This window comes from Paenibacillus sp. TAF43_2 (assembly GCF_052113545.1).
Classification (GTDB): domain Bacteria; phylum Bacillota; class Bacilli; order Paenibacillales; family Paenibacillaceae; genus Pristimantibacillus.
On sequence record NZ_JBFRDK010000075.1, the window covers coordinates 13,324 to 30,831 of the forward strand.

Consider the following 17,508-nt stretch of genomic DNA (forward strand, 5'->3'; position numbering starts at 1 on the left):
TTTTTATGGACGATAGATTAAAAAGGGCGCTAAGGTTATCGCCGCACTCGATTTAACTTAGTGAAGGCAAAATAAAAAGGAATGAGTCCGGTATAGTACCGAGCTCATTCCTAGAATGTCGCCTTTGAAATATTTTAGTGGATGTCCTTTTTCTTAAAGCTGCCACCTTTTACTTCAGCAACCTCATACACCATGATGAAAGCATTTTCGTCAATCTCACGAATAATTTCTTTCATTTTCCGCTCTTCCAGACGGTTAATGACGCATGTGATTTCTTTAAAATGCTCATTGGAATAGCCGCCTTGCACCACGCTATACGTAGCGCCGCGACCCAAGCGATCGCGAATAGTGTCAATCATGCTTTCAGGATGTTTGGTAATGATCTTAAACGTTTTAGCTCCGCTGAGGCCTTCTTCGACGATATGTATCACCTTGGAAGCTATAAAATAAGCAATACCCGATAGTATAGCACCCTGCAAGCCAAATACGGTCGAGACGACGATAAATACGAATACGTTCAGGAATAAGATAAGATCGCTTGTACCGAAAGGAAGCTTCCGGGAAAGCAATACCGCCAGCATATCAATGCCATCCAGTGCGCCGCCGTTCCGAAGAGCAAGACCCATTCCCAAACCGATAATGATGCCTCCGACAACGGTGACGAGGAGCGTATCACCTTCTACGATCGGAGTAATATGGTGCATAACGACGGTACCCACGGCCAGTGAAGCAATACCGATCACGGAATATATCGCGAAGCTTTTTCCAATCTGTTTATACCCTAAATATACGAACGGTATATTCAGAATCGCAATGAGAAGTCCCAAAGGCAACCCGAAAAGATTCGATCCTACGATGCTAAGGCCCGTCACGCCGCCGTCCGATACGTTGTTCGGAATTAATACTGCCTCAAGGCCATAGGCCGTAATAAAAGCACCAATGACAACGATGAGTCCTCGCAGCACCGCGACCAATACTGCTGTCTGTTTATTTTCTTTCTTCATTTTAAACCTCATTTCCTAGTCTCGTTTCTGTAACTTCACTAAATGTAAACATTTTTCCCTTTAAAATTCTAAATATCTATTTGCCTAAAGTCAATTATTACATTCCTATAGCGGCTCGTCCACCCTATGCAATCCATATCAAAACGCAACCGAATAATAAAAAAAGTGCAAATGCGACCTCGAACTAGATTTCTAAACCTACTCACCATACAAAAGCCTTTAAACACCCGATATGCTGTGTTTAAAGGCTTTAATTATTATGGATTCCGCTGGGTTCGAACCTTTGACTTCATCGTTGCCAATGGGATTGCAGCGTTATGTATTTGAAGTGAAATGTGGATAAGTTCAACTCATCACTAATATCAGCGCTAGAAATAAATTGGAGTTTAATAATGGATAACATTTGTTATTCCTGTATATTAATGAACGACTCCACTTGCGAGAGCTAAAATTAAAAAATACATAGGAGGAAGCTATTCATCTTTAAGCAAAACCGACCGCTCCTAATTCATTAAATCATAAGTGGGCTATTTGACATTGCCAAGGAAACTGATTGGAAGGCAAATAGAGGAACACCATAAATAATGACCATCAGCATGGGGGAGCCACAGCATCTCTTGACCTCTATGCATATTATTGGTATGGATTCTGGCTAATGCCTCCGCAACCCTTGGCGACCAATTTACACCAGGTGGAGGAGATTTAACACTTCCCAAATCTTCTATCGCCATCCATCTAGGTTCATCTGTTTCTAAACTTCGTCGATTACATTTTTCTAACTCCTCACTTTCTCATTATTTTTAAAACAAAAAAGGACAGAAATGAACATATCGTTCATCTTCTGCCCCCATAGGGAATTGACTAACGGATAACATGATTTCTCCATTCAAACAATTGTCAAAACAAGGCAGTAGGTACAGCCGACATGTCCGCGACCTCATACACCTTCAGATGCGAATACAGCAGCAGTAGCTTCGCTTTTTCGATTCGGAAAATATTCAAATAAGTAGCAAGCGGCTCTTTCTTTCATCTCGATTATGATGCCTTGACCATTGCTCCAACAGTTGAAAAAACAACCCTGAATTAGATCGATATCCTTCTCATTCTCCAGCGCCAACCTCTGGTAATCAGGCATGATATTTTCCAGTTGATTATTTAATTTATTGGAGAAAATTCGCAGCAGGCTCGCCTGCGCGCCGAACGCTTCAGCACAAGAGCGACGACAAAAAATCCTCCGGTTAATCGTGATTTTAAACTCCATGATCACATGGCATAATATTCACCGTTACCGTGAGGGTATTAAGATACTCCATTTATTCCGTTTCGATAGCCGTTAAGTTACTTTAGGGACTAGGTCCGCGGCCACGCGGAAGCCAATGTTGCCCGTTGAGCTGTCTTGTGTATTGCCGCTTCTCGCCGCTACCCTGTAGCGGTTGCAGTAGGAGCGATGGCACAGATACGAGCCGCCTCTCATCGACCTTTTGCCTGTATCATGTGTGTATCGTGGATTCACTGAAGACGTTTGACGGTGATAGGCAGGACTGAACCAATCCGCACACCATTCCCATACATTTCCTGCCATATTATACAGTCCGTAACCGTTCGGATCAAACGACTGAGCAGGAGCAGTACCGATATAACCATCGCTTGCATTATTTTTAATTGGGAACTTTCCCTGCCATATATTGCACATATGCCTACCGTCCGGCTTGAGCAGGTCCCCCCAAGGATAGGTCCTGCCTTGTAAACCGCCTCGTGCCGCATATTCCCACTCCGCTTCCGTCGGCAGTCTTGTCCCAGACCAGGAGCAGAACGCCGCGGCATCATTCCAAGAGACATGAACGACCGGATGATCCATACGACCCTCAATGCTCGAATCCGGCCCTTCCGGGTTGTTCCAATTTGCTCCATCAACGACAAGCCACCAGGGGACTTGCCGAGGTACATTTTTAACCCTGATGTTCGTTTCGTCTGATACCAGCAAATGGAAGACATATGACCATCCATAGCTTTCTGCTTCAGTTCGATATCCGGTTGCATCCACGAATGCCCGAAACTGCGCGTTCGTCACGGGGCAAGTCGAGATTTTGAAGGCTTCGAGTTCCACCCTCCGAACCGGACCTTCACCATCGCTTGGAAACCCTTCGCTAGTCATTGTTCCCATTTCGAAGGAACCGCCTGGTATGATAGCCCAATCCAAGTCGATGTGATCCGGCTCCGGAACGGCAGTTTGTGACGGTGCTTTGACCGCTATAACACTGTGCTCAATGTTCGCTTGCAGCCTGCTTGCCGCACAGCAGGATTTCATTTGTTCCACTCCTTCGTCTCCCTCCACATGAAAGCCACCAGAAATCCTTCAAATTATTTTTTCACTAAAGTGAACAACTCTCTCATGAAAATTGATTTAAAAGGACTGCTGGCGTTTCTTCAAACATTAATTTTTTCAACATTTTCACTGCTAATTCTCTTGTGGATGTCTCTTTCTCAATTCCTCCACATAACGTCCTCTGCCCGACTCGATAAGTCTTTCGGCATATTCGCTGAGATTGCCCTTGGCATGATAAGGCCCGCCTTCTCGTATGACGGTCCAGAGCGGGTCAACATCGTGCTCCATCGACATCATCATCTGATCATGCCAGTCGAGCAGGCGGTATGCAGCCTCTCTGCATATGTCAGGGCGGGCGGGAGCCAAGTTATGCAGCTCATGAATGTCATCCTTGATATGAAACAACATCTCTTTGTCGAACAAATGATAGCCATCGTGGTAGGTGCGGATGTATAGCCATTCGTCGAACCTTACGCTGCGCTGGCACACATGTGCACATTGCGAAATAATGAGGCTGTCGCGTCCCGTATCTTCGCCCGTCAGTATCGAGTCGGCATAACTGCGGCCGTCCCAGCTCGGCGCCTGCTGAAGTCCCAACAGCTCCGCCATCGTCGGCGGCAAATCCAGATGGTAGTGAAGGCCTCTATCCACATGACCCGCTATGCAGCCCGGCCAGCGGATGATCATCGGGATCCGGCATGTCGCTTGGTCTGCCGTACCATGTTCGCCGTAGATGCCAAGCTCGCCCATATTCTCTCCGTGATCAGCCGTTATAATAATTACGGTATCGTCCAGAATGCCTTTCTTCTCCATCGCGTTCAGAATCATACCGATGTTATCGTCCATATGGCGCACACCGCAATCGTACCCGTCAATCATACGGCGGAGATCATTGCGATCCACAAGCTCCCCGGGATGACGGGGATATTGGGGCGAGACACGGTTGTTATACATGTTGATCTCGTGCGCGCTGTGCGGTCCCACCTTTTCTCGGTGCGCTGCAAATATATCATCGGTAATCCACTCCGGGAGCGGATCGTCCTTGAACGGGTTCCCGAATTCCTCCGGCGCACGATATGGCGTATGCGGGTCCCAATAATTTACGTAAAGCATCCAATCATCCTGCTCGGCATTGCGCTCAAGCCACTCGAGCACGACCGGTGTCACCTCCTCGGCCGACTCCATGCCGCCCTTGCCCGTATTGTAAATTTCATTGAATCCGGCATAGAACGTCCAGGCGGTGTGCCTTTCTCCGAACGGGCTGACAAGTGAGGTTTTCATCCCCGCGCTGCGGAACAGCGAAGGGAAGCTTTCACTGGCCAGCCTGCTGCGGAAATCGCGGGATTCGCCTTCATGGCGCACATCCGCAGCTGTCCCTCCGTGACCGACAACCCCGTTATGAATGCCGAATCTCCCTGTCATAAGCGCCGTTCTAGAGGGGAAGCACGGCGCATCGGACGTGTAATAATTATCGAAACGGACTCCTTCGGCGGCAATCCGGTCAATATGGGGGGAGGTATTCCTATGGTACCCGTAACAGCCAAGATGGTCAGGTCTGGTGGAATCAAGATCAAGCAGCAATACTCGCATCGTTCAATCTCCTTTACTACGATTATTAGTCGTTCTTAACGCCTTCTTTAAGCATTATCTTCAGTATAAGAGTCACCCTTTTTCTTTGTCGATGTACATAATCTCCGGAAGATGTACATTTCAACACTAACTTGAAGATTTCAACATGTTTTCGTTTACATTAAGATAATTATCAATGCTATAATAAAGGCAACTATTTTCACAAAACGGGTGATGCTTATGCTGACAATTAGAGCTGTACATTTTGACGATTTCATCCCGAATTGGCGTACGCATTCCGAGGTTATCAATTACAATGTGCTTGTTCTTGTCATGGAGGGCAAAGTTACTTACAGGATCGAAAACGAAGAGTATACCGGTGAACGGGGAGACTTTTTGTTTATCCCACATGGCTCGCGTCGCGCCGGAGAAAATCACCCTTCCGGCCCACACCAAAAGTTTACGATCATCTTCAACTATGAAGCTGATGCTATGCCATTCATTCCTTTTCTTCACGAAAAGAAATTTGTACATTTCAAGCTGTGGAGGCTTCAGTACGTGCATCGAAGATTTGAACGCTTGTTTGAGGAAACGCGGCAGAGGGAGAACTTTAGAACCTTCATTTGCCACGGCATCCTGCAAGAGCTGATTGGCATCATCGCAAGAGAACTAGAGAAGCCCGAGGTTATACCGATCAAAACGAAATATGCCGATAGGATAAAACACTATTTGCTAGACCACTACCGCGAACAGATTGAGATCAAGGATCTGGCACGATTAATTCAGCGGTCACCGAACTATACGATCGCCGTATTCCGAGAGGTTATCGGACAATCGCCGATCAAATACATCCATCAATTGCGCGTGATAGAAGCATGTRACCTGTTGTTGAACTCCGACATGTCCATCTCCAATATCTCAAACTATTTAGGCTACTATGACACCTCTTACTTTTTCCGGGTATTCAAAAAATACACCTCGATGTCACCTACAGACTTCATGATCTACGGGAACCAGCAGGACGCGGCCCAGTTGTTCACCTGAGCTCTGTACCATAGCATAACAGCCCGCAGGTATCTGCGGGCCCGGTTATAAAGAAGGAAACTATCCATTGTCGCTATCCGTGGCGACGCGAAACCTGATACTCCCCGATAATCCCCTCAATCCCATAAACTACACACAATTCCCTCCGCGTGAAATCAAAACATCCAAGGCTAATTTAGCCAAGTACCAATCCAGCATGTCATAACGTGTACGAGCGATACAGCTACATCTCAACCATTGTTAGCACCTTAAATATTAAACACTCCACATGGCCCGTATGCGGGAAGCGACCGCTTTGCCGCGACATCTGTTACAATCGCTTCATATCGTATCGAATCTACGTTCTTACAGCCAATTATCTTTGTAATCTTTTTCTTTGGTATGCTTTATCTCTAGCACGAACTTAAAGTTTTCTTTGAGTTTCATTAATGGGCTAATCTATCATGATAATATACATGGAGGAAAAACTTTATGAAAAGGCGAATGGTCAGCTTGTTTTTAGCGTTGCTACTGAGCTTCCCCCTCCCTGCTGCCTATACAGCAAGCGAGAATACAAAGTCAGACTCTCATTAAGGGTTATGGGGATGGTAGAATTTTAATGCTGCAGGAGGCAATTTGGAAACTTCAATTGAATTGAATAAATGATAATTCTCGTAAAATAAGTTCAAATCATATAAAGGTCCTTCACTGTAAAGGAGTGAGTCTGATGCTGGTTCTTGGAAGAAAACCCGGACAATACATAGTAATCAACGAAAAAATTATCATAAAGGTAATTAAAAGTGAAGAGGGGCACTTACGCTTGGCTATTGAAGCGCCAAAAGATATCTCTATCGTTCGCGGAGAATTACTTCCGGAATTTTCCGACTAAATAATTCTAAAGATTTATGCAACAGTAGTGACCCTTTTATTTACTTGCAGCTTTCCTTAGATATTTAAACAAGGACTTGCTTCGTATGGGCAAAAGCCTATGAGATGCCCTATCCCATTTTTCACAAACAACTGAAACCATAGGCTTTCGTAATTTAGGATAATAACTTTCAAATTTTTTTTTCAAAAAGACTAAACATTTCAAATACATTGTCGATATATAAATTAATCTCATATTCGATTACTCATGGACGAGTAAATACGCATGTAGTTTCAAGGAAGAACATTTGAAACAGATGCCTATTTATTCGTCTTTTTGCTGTTTAAATGTAGTTTTTTACAAATGAATACTTATTTAATAATTACGAGACTTAGGATGAGCAAATGAGTCGCCGTCATTCTTCAGGAGGAAGAATGACAGTGGTTTGTTTGCTCATTTTTTTATGTCAATTTACTGAGCGGGATAAGGGGATGAGCTAATGCTCGTGTTAGGGAGAAGACCCGGAGAATATGTGCTGATCGACAACAACATTATGGTAAAGGTCATTAAGAGCGATGAAGGCCATTTACGTTTGGCGATTGAAGCACCAAAGCATATTTCTATTGTTCGTGGAGAGTTATGGGAAGAAAACAATATAGCCTTAGAAACGGCAAAAAAGGTCGATGCTCCTGCCACTTAAGGACGAGTGGTGAAGTCAAGGAAGATAACAGTTTGACTTACAAATCCTTGTTTTGGATTAGCGCGCAATCCATCAACGACTTGTGAGTACAGGGTATGCGCTTCAAAGGATGCCAACGGATAGGCACCTAAAACACACCACATGGAGGTAATGAGAAATGAGAATTAACCACAACATTGCAGCACAGAACACCCATCGGCAATTAGCAGGCAACACAGGAGCAGCAGGAAAATCTTTAGAGAAATTGTCTTCCGGTCTTCGTATCAACCGTGCGGGCGACGACGCTGCAGGTCTTGCGATTTCCGAAAAAATGCGAGCACAAATCCGCGGATTGGATCAAGCACAGCGCAACGCGCAAGATTCGATATCCCTGATTCAGACGGCGGAAGGAGCTTTGACCGAAACACATAGCATCCTTCAACGTATGAAAGAACTCGCAACGCAAGCTGCCAACGATACGAACACTGCTGATGACCGCGGTGAAATTCAGAAGGAAATCAACCAATTATCAGCTGAAATTAACCGTATTGGTAATACGACCGAGTTCAACACGAAAAAACTGTTAAATGGGGATATTTCGGAAAAATCCGGTGTTGTAACGATTGATAAAACCACTAATCCTTTCAATGCGGGAACGACGACTATTTCGAATCCGGACTTAGATAAGAACAGTTCTCTGAAGGCAGGAAATTATACAGTAGATGTTACAGACACTGTAACGAAATCCGCAACCCATACTGCTGATAATGCAATTAAAAACGTTAGCGTTGGGGCAAACTCAAGTCTTAACAGCGGCGATTATGAAATTCGTATTGGCCAAACGCAAACGAAGAATGCATTGCTTGATACTCCGGTCGGCTCTGTAACAGGCGTTTCGATTGCTCCTACTTCTACTTTGGCTAACGGTGCACATGAAGTAACAATTACAAGAACAGATTCTGTTGCAACCGGGGCATTCACCGGTGCCAATACAGGCCTTACGGCCGATGGTATTACGGTTACAGGTAACAACCCAGTGTCTGGAAGCTTTGATATAAAAACTGTAGGCGTTTTAGGTGCGGTAAACAATGGTACTGTTGCCGCAGGTGCGGCTGGTGCCCTTACTTTGAGTTTAGATAATTCTTCGGCACTGAGCAATGGAGTAGGATATCAACTTGCTTATGCAGATGAAGGCAACGGTATTTTTAGTGTTCAATTAATGGATACCGACGGCACTACAGCTTTAACAGACAAAGTTATTCTTGATAACAACGTACAAAATTATCAATTCAAGGCATTGGGAACATCTAATGACTTCGGTGTAAGCTTTAAAACCGCTACTGGCGTTAATACCACATTAACTGGAGCTAACGCAGCCGGAAATCACCAAACATTTGATGTAAGCAGCACGGTTACATTAAGTCAAGGCGGCAGCACTGTAGGTACTACATCTATTGCTGCAGGTGCTGCTGCAGGTAGTGTAACAATTGGAGATTTCACGATTGCCCACGGCGTTGGTAACACAATTATCAATGGAACTGATAGCTTTACTGTCACTAATGAGCTTGCAGCATCATTTGACGGCGGACCTGACGTAACCTTTACTGCCGGCAGCACAGTTACCTTCGCAAACGGAGTAAGCATTGATACACGTGCTGATAGTACAACGTATAGCGCTTCTAACACTTTTGACCTTACCGTTGGTACCGCAAATGCTTATACTGCAACAGTCCACGATGCCAATGGCGGCGTTGTGGTTGGCACGCAAACGTTAACGTTTGAGGATGGCGGCACTTATAACCTGGGTAATGGCGTAGATCTTACTATCGGTACACTTACTGGCCCTACAACACATGGATTTAGCGTTACTGCCGCAACAACGAAAACCGCTACGCTGACAAATACAACAACTGGTGATACAACTAAGAAATCTGATATTGCAGCCAACTCCACGATCGATTTTGGAAATGGCCTCAAAGTAAATATTGGCGCAAACACGAATGGTCAAGCCGCTTTTACAGTTGAAGGCGGTGTTGAGGACAAATCCTTGTCGATGCAAGTCGGAGCAAACCAAGGTCAGTCCTTGTCCATGAATGTTGCAGACATGCGTGCAAGTGCTCTCGGTTTAACTTCTTCTGATACATCTGCAGTAATTAAAGATAAAAGTGGAAAAGTGATTACAGGCGCTGCTTGGACAACTACGAAACAAACCAATAATGGCACTGATAACGTTAATGTTGAGTACTCCCTTGATGTTTCGGATGCTACTAAAGCTTCTGGAGCAATTGCAGTACTAGACAATTCCATTAATGCTGTATCCGCCGAACGCTCCAAATTAGGTGCATACCAAAATCGTTTGGATCACACCATTAACAACCTTGGAGCTGCTTCTGAAAACCTTACTGCCGCTGAGTCGCGTATCCGCGACGTGGATATGGCGAAGGAAATGATGGAGTTCACTAAGAACAACATTCTTACTCAAGCAGCACAATCTATGTTGGCTCAAGCCAACCAACAGCCGCAAGGCGTACTGCAATTGCTACGTTAATTTCCCAAAATCCCGAAGGGGTTTTCCCAAAGGCCCATTTATAACTTTTCGATTTCCACTTATTACTAATTTTTCATATAAAAACAACCTCCATCTCCACTTTATCATAGGTGGAATTGGAGGTTGTTTGGCATGAAGTCTGGGATTCTCTCCAGAACGTCTGCCACGGATTTCGCTTTAATTATGATACGGTTCAGCTCACTACAATCAAGGCAGCTTGGTTCTATCCCTTCTAGCTGTAGTGTGTTAGCGGCAGTCGTGGTCACACTACCAACCTTAACGCTATGTTCTCGCTTGCAACGCACTTCTGGCAACCAGCATATATCCGGCCCCCCGAATCGTAATGATTCTCTCAGGATTGACAGGGTCAGCCTCGATCTTCTTACGTAAGTTACTGATGTGTACAGCGACGGTTCTCGTATCCTCCAGACTCTCCATTCCCCAGATGAGCTGAAACAACATATCGACAGTGACGACACGGTTAACGTTTTGTGCCAAATAGGACAGTAGACTGAACTCTTTTTTCGTTAAAAAAATAGTTTCACTACCCGTGATGACGGACTGTGCGTAGTAATCCAGCGTCAAACCCGGTAACTCTAGCAGTTGTTCCCTTCTGCCCGTCGACACTCTGCGAAGGTGAGCCTTGATCTTGGCCATGAGTACTCCTGGACTAAACGGCTTGGTCACATAATCGTCGCCGCCATAGGATAATGCGCTGATTTTGACCTCGTCCTCCTCACGGCTGCTCAGAAACACGATCGGCGCATTCGTTAAGATACGTGCGTTTCTGCACCAATCTATGCCGTTTTCATTAGCCAACAATACATCCAGTACAATTAAATCCGGCTCGAACGACGCAAGCAGTTTCATGGCTTCTGCCCCGCTGTAGCTGTAGGAGCATATGAAGCCTTCACGCTCGCAATACACCTGAACAATCTCGCATATATTGGGATCATCATCGACGATCATAATTTTGTGCATGTCCATCATGCTGTCACCTTCTTTCTTCTACAATACAAGAATACAAGGAAGCGATACATAGAATATTGCCCCCGTCTTGCCGTCGCTCTCCGCTCGAATCGTCCCTCCATGCGCTTGGACGATTTCCCTGCAAATCGCCAGCCCGAGCCCGCTGCCCTCTATACCCTTCTCCAGGCCCGGTCGATCATACCTGTAATTGCGATCGAAGATTTGCTCGAGCTGCTCTGGGGGAATACCTATGCCTGAATCTTGCACGCTAATGATTGCACGGCGGATATGATCCTCTTCTTCAACAGCTAATGCAATACGCACCGACCCACTGCTAGAAGTGAACTTCATCGCGTTCGACACTAGATTAAACAATGCCTGCTCTAATCTTTGCGCATCCATTTCGACAACAAGCACGTTAGGGCGTTGATCTTCCATATCTCTGAAATCCAGCGTGAAATCCAACCCTGCGTCACGCACAACTAGCTCATATTGTTCATAGAACCGGCGCAAGAAGTCAACCACATGAACCTGCTCCATTCGGTACGAGACTTGTCCCGTCTCCAAATGCGACAAGAAGGACAACTCCTCGATCATGCGGTTAACCCTTATCGTGTTATCCCGGATATACTTCAAGTACTGTTCATTACGTTCCGGCTTGACCCTGTCCTGCACAGCTTCTACATAACCAAGCATACTGGACAGCGGCATACGCAAATCGTGCGTTATATAGGCAAGGAGCTTCTTCCTCCCTTCCTCGGAGTGAAGCAACCGGTCATACGACGTGCGGAGATCATCATGAGCAGTGGATAAGGCCTGTGTGCGCTCCTGCACGGTTCGTTCCAAATTCATATTCATTTCGGTCAGCTTGTTGTTAGCGTCCTGCAGTTCACGTGCAATCCTCTCCTCGTTGGATGCCGCCCTCGTAAATCTCGAAGAAAGCAGAATCATCTGTGCGATCGTAAACACCAACAAACCAAGCGGAGATGTATTTCCGATCAGCGACCATTCGTTGTAATATAAAAAATCGTTGACGACAGTAACTAAACCAACCACCGACACGAGCAGGAAGATTAGCGCTCCCTCCATACGCCGCATAGCCGCTTTGACTAGACCAACCATCAGATAAACCATATGCAGAAAAACCATCACACCGATCATCATTAACATTTTGGTATATAGAAGTGCAGGGGTCACCACAACAACGATACAGAATGCGCCGGTAACGATCCGCGTGACAAGATGAAACCAACGCGACACATAATTCGGAAAAATGCTATCAAAGTACATCGTCATGATATAACCAATGCTGCAAAGAATCAGGTATTCGATCTTGAACTGCAATCCCCATGGAAAAGATGGCCACAATTGTGTGAGTAAGAGCTCGCCGACCAGCAAGGATCGGATACCGGACAACGTGGTGAACAGACCAAAATACAATGGAGCCCTGTCTTTGCGTCGCAGTCCGAACAATAGCAGATGATATACGCCAATCACAAGCAGGCCTGCGGTGGTGAACATTTCTGCGGCGATTCTCAGATTTGTCCTAACCGTTAACACATCACTGCCGCCGAGCTCTATATACTTGGTGATGCCGCCTCGCTTATGATGGAAGTTGGCTACTTGCATAACCAGCTCTACCCTGTCATTTTCGGGCTGAAAGAACACCAGCTTCGTTGCCAGATGCGGTGTCACGCTGCTCTTGTCCTGCCCAACCACACCAACCTCTGCCAACAGCTCGCCATTAACCCATAATTTATACGCATGAAAGATGGTAGGCATCCGCAGAGCAAGCCGCTCATTCCTATCCTGCTCGCTAAGCTTTATGACCACCCGAAAGGTTGCAAAGCCTGTACCGTTCAGCCGCTGACCATCTAATTGATAGCCTAACCATGAGCCAGGGATGCTGATCCAGCGATCATGATTTCCGTCCCTTGCTAAGCGATTCTGTATGTCCTCAGGCGACAGCAGCTCTTGCCAATAGAACGCCCACTCCCCTTTTAACTTTACCGGGTTCTCACTGACATGAGCCTGCGTTAAATCCAGAATGCCTTTTTCACTTTGGAACTTAGGGGAGTCCGGTGCAGGGACGACGACATAGCTTACAACCGAACCAATAACAAGGGCAGCAATTATATAAAACAAGATAGTACGAGAACCGAATCGGAGAATTCCCCTCATTATGAACCAAACCCCAATCTGCAAGAGCACAATAAGTAAGTAGATTATCTAAATCATATCATCATTATAGGAAAATGTACCCTGCAAATATCTATGAGGCGTTGAACACAAACATCACGATGAGGTCCTTTTTTGAACGTAAGAAAAACCGTCCACCCCCGGACGGTTAATTAACGTGTAAACCCCTGTTTTAAGCAAGAAGAATATAACGGACTCACCGATGCAGATCATAGCGGTAGATTCAAATACATTCGAACTTCAATACACAGGTAAATGCGGCTCTTAACTACTACTTCCTTACGAGCGACACACAGCACTCCACATGACTTGTGTGTCGGTTTCTAAACTTTTGGCTTAATAAATATCTGTACCCGAGATATTTGGTGAGGACGGCCCTACCGATATGTGAATTTAATGATTCCACGTCTACCCAACTAGAAATTGTCGACATGCAATCAGGGAGCATAGACCTCCGGATTATCGTCTCGCCAGGCACCTATGCAGCCAATTAAACAGGCCGTGTAGCTTCTCATCACTCTATCGATCTCACTATCCGCATATTCAATTACGATATTTATGCCCGGCTTGCGCCATGCCAAAATTCGACCGGAAAATCCAGGCCAGTCACATTCTTCATCCAGTTCAGGTTGACCATATGCCTTTATCGACTCATCCGGTATTGAGCTCATCGTGATTCCATTGGGAAGCTTTCCGGGAAACGGAGCTTTAATTCTATCATCCGACCCGGGTGCAAGAAAATGTAAGGCGCCAATGATCCATCCATCTTGAGTTGTATATTGAAGTCCAGTTAGATCATTTATTTTTGGAGCGCGATAAATATCGATGCGTATCGATGATTTCACCGACCAAATGATATCATCGCTGAAATAGCTGTTCGGAGTCGGCATTCGCTTGACGCCGAATGATTGCAGCAAAGCTTGAACATTCTTAGGATTGTACGGATGGCCAAGCATCTCAATGAGCTGTTCAGATGGTTCTTTCATGCTTAATTCCATTCCTTTCGCTTCGCTCAATGCACACAACGTGATGAATTCGTTGCGTGTGGAGCAAACTTTTTTCTGATAATAACCGTCCACCGTCTCGATGGCTTCTGAATATGACGTTATTGAAAAACAAAAGTATTTCGTTCCTGTCGCAGGCTCAACATGTCCCCAAAGGGAGCAAAGGCTTCTGCCCTAATGGCCGTATGTATAACGACTAATATCCATTAATCGCAAATCAGCTTGGAAAGAACGTTCAACCTTTGTGTCGGTTCGGCAATGCATCATGGGCAGAGGCCATATTTTCGCTTGCCGTTTGTTGGAACAGCCAACTTCAGAAATTGAAACCTTTCCCCCTCAAAGGCTGCCGTCCACATGAGGCCATCCAAATAATAGTTATCCAACTCCTCGGCTATCCTCGTGGGTGTGCCCTGCTTGGCTTCGATCTGGGCTCTTGAATCACTTTGTAACAATCCATAGGGAAGCGGACCGACATATTTTCCATGTTTCTTATCTTCTTCCATGATCTCATAAAATAAGAAAGCGTGCCTACTTTCAGACTACTCGCTTGCAGGTGCAGCTTCCCAAATTCTTGATATCTCTTCCAATACGACATCCACGGATTCTTGTCCTTCATTCGAGCTGAAAAATATACTTTCTACAATTTTTCTCCAATCTTCAGTAACACTTTCCCAATCTTGATTCCAAGTAGTTAAGATATGTTTATACGCTTTGACTGGTTTATTACTTGAAGGAGCAGGATATCCTAGCACATCTTCAATGCAGTTTGCTAGTGGAAACACGTGAATTACACTTCCAACGGCTACTTGGATTGGTTCATTAAACTTCATAGCATGTTCCGTTCCAATATCTAGGTCATGAACTACGTACGGTTGAAAGCCCATTGCCTTCAAATACTTTACAAGAGAAATAATAGTCGCTTTACCTCTTGCTTTAACTATTTCCCAATTATAAGTCACATCTTTCCTTCTATCCTCGCTCATTCTATTGATTGTCTCTCTGAACACAATATCTTCTGTGTCACCCTCAATTATTAGTATTTTCCTAGCGAAAAAGACCTTTGCAATTGAATCATCTATTTTAAATAGCATTTTAACGTAGGTTTGATCGTCTTCATGTAAAGATTTAAATGCCTTACTTATGTTAAAAGGATTTACTCTGATAGATTCAACTTCCAAAGTTTTTTCGTTTTTTTGAACTTTTTCCAAAACAAATTGTAAGCAATTCAATATTTGTGATGATTTTTTTGAATGAATGTAGTTTCATACTTATATCCCCCTCGAATAGATCTCAATTAATCGCTTCGAACCATCAATATTAAGCACTCCACATGTGTCGAGAGTGTAAACAGTAAAAAAATCAAACGACATTTCTGCCATTTAGTTTCATTTACTGAATATCAAGTATCACCTCTTTGCATCAATCAGACGAAGCAGCATAATCGTCGCTTCAGCCCGAGTAGCAGAATCCGTAGGCGCGAAACGATTACCGTTCTTGCCCTTAATTATTCCCAAATCAGCGGCGGCAGCGACGGACGGAAGCGCCCATGGTTTAATATGCTGCTTATCGGCAAATGAGACCTTAGCGTTCGGGTTAAGCTCGCCGTCGTACAGCCTCATAATCAGGACAGCCATTTCGGACCTGCTAATCAATTGGTTCGGACGGAAGCTACCATCCGCGTAGCCTTTAATAAGTCCAGCTTGCTCCGCTTCCGAGATATATGACCTTGCCCATACAGGAATCTTATCTACATCGCTGAAATTTAGCGACATACCGCCTTTAGCTTCGAAATCAAACGCCCTCGCGGCCATGACAACGAACTCCGCGCGCGTAATCTTCAAATCCGGACGGAAAGTTCCATCACCGTAACCGCTTACAAGTCCCATATTGACAGCGCGTTCTATCCCTTCTTTGGCCCAATGACCAGCAATATCCTTGAATGTTCCGGAATTTCCCGCTGCTTGCACTGTGATGTCTACTTTCGTTGTCGGCTCGACAACAGTATCAGTAAGATCGCTTTTCACCAGCTTCACGCGCGTTAATTCTACTGTCGTCTTTGCCGTATTATTGCCAATTACTTCGAACGTGATTGCTGTGAGCTCGACTTTTCCCGATAGGCCGTCAACCTTGCCAACCTTCGTATGCGCGAACACGACAAGGCCAGCCTCAGGAGCAATCGGAACGGAGAACCCTTGCAGCAAGCTTGCGCTTTTTTTGTACAATAGTTTGTTTTTATCGTACTTCAAATTGATTTCGAAGCCATATACATCGGTAAGATCCGATCCCGTCACAGTCACCACAACTTGATTTCCCTTAATGGATGCATGAGTGGAGACTGATAAGCTAAAGGAGGCGTCCTTGGCCATTGCGTACGCCGGCAGTACGGAAAGTGCAAACCAAGCAGCTAGAAGCATCATTACGACTCGATATTTCAAGAGAATCCCCATCCTTTCGAGATTTAAGATTTGATCAAGCTAATATTTGCGATTCAAACCTCACGCTCTGCCGCAGCAAATCCGTCAACTAGAGGGTTAGTTGCAAGTGCCGTATCGTACATCTTTTTGTCAATTATGAAGCCAAAAATAAAGAAATGGCGGCTCAGAGTTACCTTCAACCAAGGCCACCATTTCTTTATTTTTACATGCAATTAATTCAAAATTTTACGAGCCAGAATCGAGATATCAACGATGTCAATTTTACCGTCGCCATTCAAATCCAACCTTCTGTACTCATTCCAATTTGAATCTTGATCATTTTTACCATAAGCTGAAGCAACAATCGCAAGGTCACCAACACTTACTCTATTGTCGTTATTGTAATCTCCATCGATTGCTTTAATTCTTGAATCATTGAAGCTTTGCAGAGCTGCGTGCAGGTTCTTGATCGCCTCTTCAATATCAGCCTGGCTTACTCCCTGAGTTGACACCACCACTTTAGCGGTATCAATTGCTGCCTGTAGAGTTGCTCTCGCGCCTGATGGATACTGGCCAGGATTTACACCTTCAATTGCTGCATCGTGCGCGCTTTGCGCTTCCGCAATAAGAAGCACCAAGCCCGACTTATCCATCTTATTAATTTGGACTGTGTGGGTTGCACCAGCCCAATCTGCCTCTTGGCCCGCGCCATTAGCAACCGTTAACTGAGTGACACGAATGGAAGCGATCTGCGAATTATCCGTTGCAACAGCTTTAAACTTCAGCCTAATCAATCCATTCGTCATATTCGTATTTCCAATATTAGTCGCGATGGTTCTAAGCTTGCCATCCGTATTAACTTCGCCAACTAGCTTGAAATCTTGCTGGAGCGATTCCATTGATAC

The 17,508-nt window shown here is 45.0% G+C and carries 16 protein-coding genes; 4 read left to right on the forward strand and 12 right to left on the reverse strand.

Annotation, left to right across the window (positions count from 1 at the left end; all coding sequences use genetic code 11):
* Nucleotides 1-134 precede the first annotated feature (134 nt).
* From AB4Z17_RS17165 to AB4Z17_RS17180, 4 genes are all read right to left on the reverse strand, one after another.
* On the reverse strand, nt 135-1,004 hold the full coding sequence (locus tag AB4Z17_RS17165; protein ID WP_339208096.1) for a YitT family protein: 870 nt from the start codon (nt 1,002-1,004) through the stop codon (nt 135-137).
* A 937-nt stretch (nt 1,005-1,941) separates the two neighbouring features.
* Nucleotides 1,942-2,265, reverse strand: a complete 324-nt coding sequence (locus tag AB4Z17_RS17170; RefSeq protein WP_441912465.1) for a hypothetical protein — start codon at nt 2,263-2,265, stop codon at nt 1,942-1,944.
* A gap of 72 nt (nt 2,266-2,337) precedes the next feature.
* Nucleotides 2,338-3,312: a formylglycine-generating enzyme family protein gene (locus AB4Z17_RS17175; protein WP_441961037.1), complete on the reverse strand. Its 975-nt coding sequence runs from the start codon at nt 3,310-3,312 to the stop codon at nt 2,338-2,340.
* Between the two features lie 150 nt (nt 3,313-3,462).
* Entirely contained in the window at nt 3,463-4,920 is a 1,458-nt protein-coding gene (locus AB4Z17_RS17180) for a sulfatase family protein (protein WP_441879714.1), read from the reverse strand.
* 219 nt (nt 4,921-5,139) lie between these two features.
* Between AB4Z17_RS17180 and AB4Z17_RS17185 the strand changes: the two genes are divergently transcribed.
* The 4 genes from AB4Z17_RS17185 (at nt 5,140) to AB4Z17_RS17200 (ending at nt 10,017) form a co-directional block, all read left to right on the forward strand.
* On the forward strand, nt 5,140-5,943 hold the full coding sequence (locus AB4Z17_RS17185) for a helix-turn-helix domain-containing protein (RefSeq protein WP_441961022.1): 804 nt from the start codon (nt 5,140-5,142) through the stop codon (nt 5,941-5,943).
* A 706-nt stretch (nt 5,944-6,649) separates the two neighbouring features.
* A complete protein-coding gene (locus AB4Z17_RS17190) occupies nt 6,650-6,811 on the forward strand; it encodes a carbon storage regulator (protein WP_076269473.1) in 162 nt (53 codons plus the stop codon).
* A gap of 478 nt (nt 6,812-7,289) precedes the next feature.
* The gene (locus AB4Z17_RS17195; RefSeq protein WP_441961023.1) at nt 7,290-7,490 is read left to right on the forward strand and encodes a carbon storage regulator; all 201 of its coding nucleotides are present in this window, start codon (nt 7,290-7,292) and stop codon (nt 7,488-7,490) included.
* Between the two features lie 157 nt (nt 7,491-7,647).
* Nucleotides 7,648-10,017, forward strand: coding sequence for a flagellin N-terminal helical domain-containing protein (locus AB4Z17_RS17200; protein ID WP_441912460.1), 2,370 nt, complete (start codon nt 7,648-7,650; stop codon nt 10,015-10,017).
* A gap of 282 nt (nt 10,018-10,299) precedes the next feature.
* Here the strand turns inward: AB4Z17_RS17200 and AB4Z17_RS17205 are convergent, their stop codons facing one another.
* The 8 genes from AB4Z17_RS17205 to AB4Z17_RS17240 form a co-directional block, all read right to left on the reverse strand.
* On the reverse strand, nt 10,300-11,007 hold the full coding sequence (locus AB4Z17_RS17205) for a response regulator transcription factor (protein WP_441912459.1): 708 nt from the start codon (nt 11,005-11,007) through the stop codon (nt 10,300-10,302).
* Nucleotides 11,008-11,025: 18 nt separating this feature from the next.
* A complete protein-coding gene (locus tag AB4Z17_RS17210; protein WP_441961025.1) occupies nt 11,026-13,131 on the reverse strand; it encodes an ATP-binding protein in 2,106 nt (701 codons plus the stop codon).
* Nucleotides 13,132-13,622: 491 nt separating this feature from the next.
* Nucleotides 13,623-14,171: a hypothetical protein gene (locus tag AB4Z17_RS17215; RefSeq protein WP_441961027.1), complete on the reverse strand. Its 549-nt coding sequence runs from the start codon at nt 14,169-14,171 to the stop codon at nt 13,623-13,625.
* Nucleotides 14,172-14,452: 281 nt separating this feature from the next.
* Nucleotides 14,453-14,692 (reverse strand): hypothetical protein, encoded by a 240-nt coding sequence (locus AB4Z17_RS17220; protein WP_441912456.1) that lies wholly within the window; start codon nt 14,690-14,692, stop codon nt 14,453-14,455.
* A 36-nt stretch (nt 14,693-14,728) separates the two neighbouring features.
* The gene (locus AB4Z17_RS17225) at nt 14,729-15,397 is read right to left on the reverse strand and encodes a TOPRIM nucleotidyl transferase/hydrolase domain-containing protein (protein WP_441912455.1); all 669 of its coding nucleotides are present in this window, start codon (nt 15,395-15,397) and stop codon (nt 14,729-14,731) included.
* Between the two features lie 198 nt (nt 15,398-15,595).
* Complete coding sequence (locus AB4Z17_RS17230) at nt 15,596-16,624, reverse strand: S-layer homology domain-containing protein (protein WP_441961029.1); 1,029 nt, start codon at nt 16,622-16,624, stop codon at nt 15,596-15,598.
* Between the two features lie 53 nt (nt 16,625-16,677).
* Complete coding sequence (locus AB4Z17_RS17235; protein WP_441912453.1) at nt 16,678-16,803, reverse strand: hypothetical protein; 126 nt, start codon at nt 16,801-16,803, stop codon at nt 16,678-16,680.
* A gap of 33 nt (nt 16,804-16,836) precedes the next feature.
* A partial coding sequence (locus tag AB4Z17_RS17240) for a dockerin type I domain-containing protein (RefSeq protein WP_441961031.1) occupies nt 16,837-17,508 on the reverse strand: 672 nt, incomplete at its 5' end.

Bases quoted from the DNA above. Each gene is read 5' to 3' on its own strand.
- AB4Z17_RS17165 (WP_339208096.1), bottom strand. From the start codon at position 1,004: ATGAAGAAAGAAAATAAACAGACAGCAGTATTGGTCGCGGTGCTGCGA.
- AB4Z17_RS17170 (WP_441912465.1), bottom strand. From the start codon at position 2,265: ATGGAGTTTAAAATCACGATTAACCGGAGGATTTTTTGTCGTCGCTCT.
- AB4Z17_RS17175 (WP_441961037.1), bottom strand. From the start codon at position 3,312: ATGAAATCCTGCTGTGCGGCAAGCAGGCTGCAAGCGAACATTGAGCAC.
- AB4Z17_RS17180 (WP_441879714.1), bottom strand. From the start codon at position 4,920: ATGCGAGTATTGCTGCTTGATCTTGATTCCACCAGACCTGACCATCTT.
- AB4Z17_RS17190 (WP_076269473.1), top strand. From the start codon at position 6,650: ATGCTGGTTCTTGGAAGAAAACCCGGACAATACATAGTAATCAACGAA.
- AB4Z17_RS17195 (WP_441961023.1), top strand. From the start codon at position 7,290: ATGCTCGTGTTAGGGAGAAGACCCGGAGAATATGTGCTGATCGACAAC.
- AB4Z17_RS17200 (WP_441912460.1), top strand. From the start codon at position 7,648: ATGAGAATTAACCACAACATTGCAGCACAGAACACCCATCGGCAATTA.
- AB4Z17_RS17205 (WP_441912459.1), bottom strand. From the start codon at position 11,007: ATGATGGACATGCACAAAATTATGATCGTCGATGATGATCCCAATATA.
- AB4Z17_RS17215 (WP_441961027.1), bottom strand. From the start codon at position 14,171: ATGAAAGAACCATCTGAACAGCTCATTGAGATGCTTGGCCATCCGTAC.
- AB4Z17_RS17220 (WP_441912456.1), bottom strand. From the start codon at position 14,692: ATGGAAGAAGATAAGAAACATGGAAAATATGTCGGTCCGCTTCCCTAT.